1 protein-coding gene is annotated in these 3,255 nt (G+C 75.5%); it reads left to right on the plus strand.

The window, feature by feature from the left end:
- Nucleotides 1–3,206 (plus strand): beta-N-acetylglucosaminidase domain-containing protein (locus ACFP3V_RS00695; protein ID WP_380578485.1); only part of this gene is annotated, 3,206 nt, incomplete at its 5' end.
- Nucleotides 3,207–3,255 lie beyond the last annotated feature (49 nt).

Below are 3,255 nucleotides of genomic sequence, written 5' to 3' on the forward strand. Positions count from 1 at the left end.
GCGGCCTGGTGGCGGGCGGCTACGTGCTGGCGACGGGCGGCCTGCCGGGCCGGGCGGGCGTGGCGGTGCTGGCCGGGGTGGACCGGGACGGCACCTTCAACGCGGTGCAGTCCTTCCGCCAACTGCTGGGCCGGGTCGGCACGGCGATCCCCGCGCAGGTGGTCCGCGACTGGCCGACGGCGGTGGTCCGCGGCACCGAGGAGGGCTTCTACGGCACGCCCTGGACGGACCGGCAGACCCTGGACCTGATGGACTTCCTGGGCCGGACCAAGCAGAACTTCTTCCTCTACGCCCCCGGCGACGACCCCTACCGGACCGTGCAGTGGCGCGACTCCTATCCGCAGGACCGGCAGGTCGCGCTCGCGTCGCTGGCCCAGCGGGCCGCCGCCAACCACGTGACGCTCGGCTACGCCCTCTCCTTCAGCCAGTCGCTCTGCTACACCTCGGCCGGCGACCGGGCGGCGCTGCTGGCCAAGCTGGAGTCGCTGTACGGGATCGGCTTCCGCAGCTTCCAGCTCCAGTTCACCGACGTCAGCTACCGGCACTGGCACTGCGACGCCGACCGGGACGCCTACGGCCACAGCCCGGCCGCGGCGGCACAGGGGCAGGCGGACCTGGTGTCCTTCGTGCTCCGGGAGTTCGCCGCCCGGCACCCGGACGCGGCGCCGCTGTCGGTGCTGCCGACCGAGTACCACCAGGACGGCGCCTCGGACTACCGGACGGCGCTGGCCAAGGCGCTGGACCCGCGGGTGGAGGTGGCCTGGACGGGCGTCGGCGTGCAGCCGGGCACCATCACCGCGGCCGAACTCCAGTCCGCTTCCCGAACGTTCGGGCATCCTCTGGTGACCCAGGACAACTACCCGGTCAACGACTCGGCGCAGGACCGCCTCTACCTCGGCGCCTACCAGGGCCGGGACCCGGCGGTCGCGGCCGGTTCCGCCGGTCTGCTGGTCAACGCCATGGAGCAGCCGCTCGCCTCGCGCATCCCGCTGTTCACCGCGGCCGACTTCGCCTGGAACCCGTCCGGCTACGACCCGGTCGCCTCCTGGCAGGCGGCGCTGACCGACCTCGCCGGCTCGACGGGCTCCCCCGCCCGGACGGCACTGGCCGCGCTGGCGGGCAACTCGGCGTCCTCGCCGCTGGGGCAGCAGGAGTCGGCCTACCTGCGGCCGCTGCTGGCCGCGTTCTGGTCGGCGTTCGAGCCGACGGCGGGCGCGAAGGGCGACGCGGCGCGGCAGCAGCAGGCGGCGGCCGCGCTGCGGCAGGCCTTCACGGCGATGGCGGACGCACCCGACACCCTGGCCGGGCTCGCGGACGGACAGCTGGCCGCCGAGGACGGCCCCTGGCTGGACCAGCTCGCCCTCTACGGCCGGGCCGGCCAGGCTGCCGTGGACATGCTGGCGGCGCAGCGCGCCGGCCACGGATCGGCTGCCTGGCACAGCCGGGTGACGCTGCATCAGCTCCTGGCCCGGATCGCCGACGGCGGGGTGACCGTGGGCCAGGGCGTGCTGGACGCCTTCCTGGAGCGCACCCTCAAGGCCTCCGACGCCTGGGCCGGCCTGGGGGGCGACAACCAGCTGACGCCGACCACCACCCTGGGCACGGCCCAGGACCACGACCCGGCGCTGATGGTCGACGACGACCGCGACAGCTACTACTGGACCGACGCCCCGCCCCAGCCGGGCGACGCCGTCGGCGTCGACCTGGGCACCACGCAGGCCGTCGGCACGGTCCGGATCACCATGGGCGGTCCGGACGGTGACGTGGCGTCGGACGACTACCTGCACGACGCGGTGCTGGAGTACGCGACCCAGGACAGCGGCTGGCAGCAGGTGGCCACCTACCACGACCGCAAGACGATCACGGCCGTGCTGCCCGTCGGCACGACGGCCCGCTACGTGCGGCTGCGGGCGCTGTCCGGCCAGGACAGCGCGGTGGCGGTGCGCTCCTTCCGCGTCGACGCCCCGGGCTCGGCCACCCCGACCGCGACCGCCCCGCCCGCGGCGGCGGGCACGGACGCCGACGACGTGGTCGACGGCACGCTCGACACCCCCTACCGCGCGGCGGCCGCGCCGAGCGCGGGTGAGGCCCTGACGGTCGCGCTCGGCCGCTCGCGCCCGCTGAACCGGGTCGTCGTCTTCACCGACGCCTCGGTGCACGCCCCCGGCTGGGTCGAGGTCCGCGACGCGACCACCGGCGTCTGGCACCGGCTCGGCGCCCTCTCCGGCGACGGCTACACCGAGCTGGCGGCGGACCCGAAGCTGCGCGCCGACCGGATCCGGCTGGTCTGGGCCGCGGGGGCGCAGGCCCCCGTGGTCTACCAGGTGGTCCCCTGGTACGCGGACACGCCGGCGGCCGCCCTCCAACTGCCGCAGCAGTCCCTGGACCTGGAGGCCGGATCGGCCCCGGTCACGCTCGACGGCGTACTCCAGTCCCAGGGCGCGGGCGGCGCCTCGGGCACGGTGTCGGTCACGGTGCCGGAGCAGGCCAAGGGCCTCACGGTGTCCGGCGCCGGTACCCTCTCCCTGCCGCGCGGCGGCCAGGCGGCGGCCCCCCTGCGCTTCGCGGCCGCGCCCGCCACCCCGGTGGGCGACTGGACGGTCCAGGTCGCGCTCGCCTCCGGCGGCCGCACGGTCACCCAGGACGTCACCGTCCACGTGCATCCGGCGACGACCGGTCCGGACCTCGCCCGCACCGCGACGGCCACCTCCTCCGGCGACGAGACCCCCGACTTCCCCGCCTCCGCGGTCAACGACGGCGACCCGACCACCCGTTGGTCCTCCCCCGCCCAGGACGACGCCTGGCTGCAGCTCGAACTGGCGTCACCTGCCGTGCTGGGCAAGGTCGTTCTGCACTGGCAGGACGCGTACGCCGCGCAGTTCGCGGTGCAGACCTCGCTGGACGGCGTCCACTGGACCACCTCGGCGCTGGTGAAGGACGGCCGCGGCGGGGACGAGACGGTCCGCTTCCCGGCTGTGCCGGCGCAGTTCGTGCGGATCCAGGGCGTGCAGCGGGCGACGAGGTTCGGGTACAGCCTGTTCGGTGTCGAGCTCTACGCGGTGGCGGGCGCGACCCCGCCCCCGTCCTCCGTGCAGCCGTCCCCCACGGCGAGCCCCGCTCCTCCCTCCGACTCGCCGATCCCCACCCCCACGACCACTGCCACGACGGCGGCAGCCCCCGACCCGTCGCCCTCAACCGAAGGGTGAGTTCCGCAGGGGCGCGGGGCTGTCGACATGTGCGGCTCCGCCGCGTGGG

It is taken from the genome of Streptacidiphilus monticola, from assembly GCF_042658505.1.
Lineage (GTDB): Bacteria > Actinomycetota > Actinomycetes > Streptomycetales > Streptomycetaceae > Streptacidiphilus > Streptacidiphilus monticola.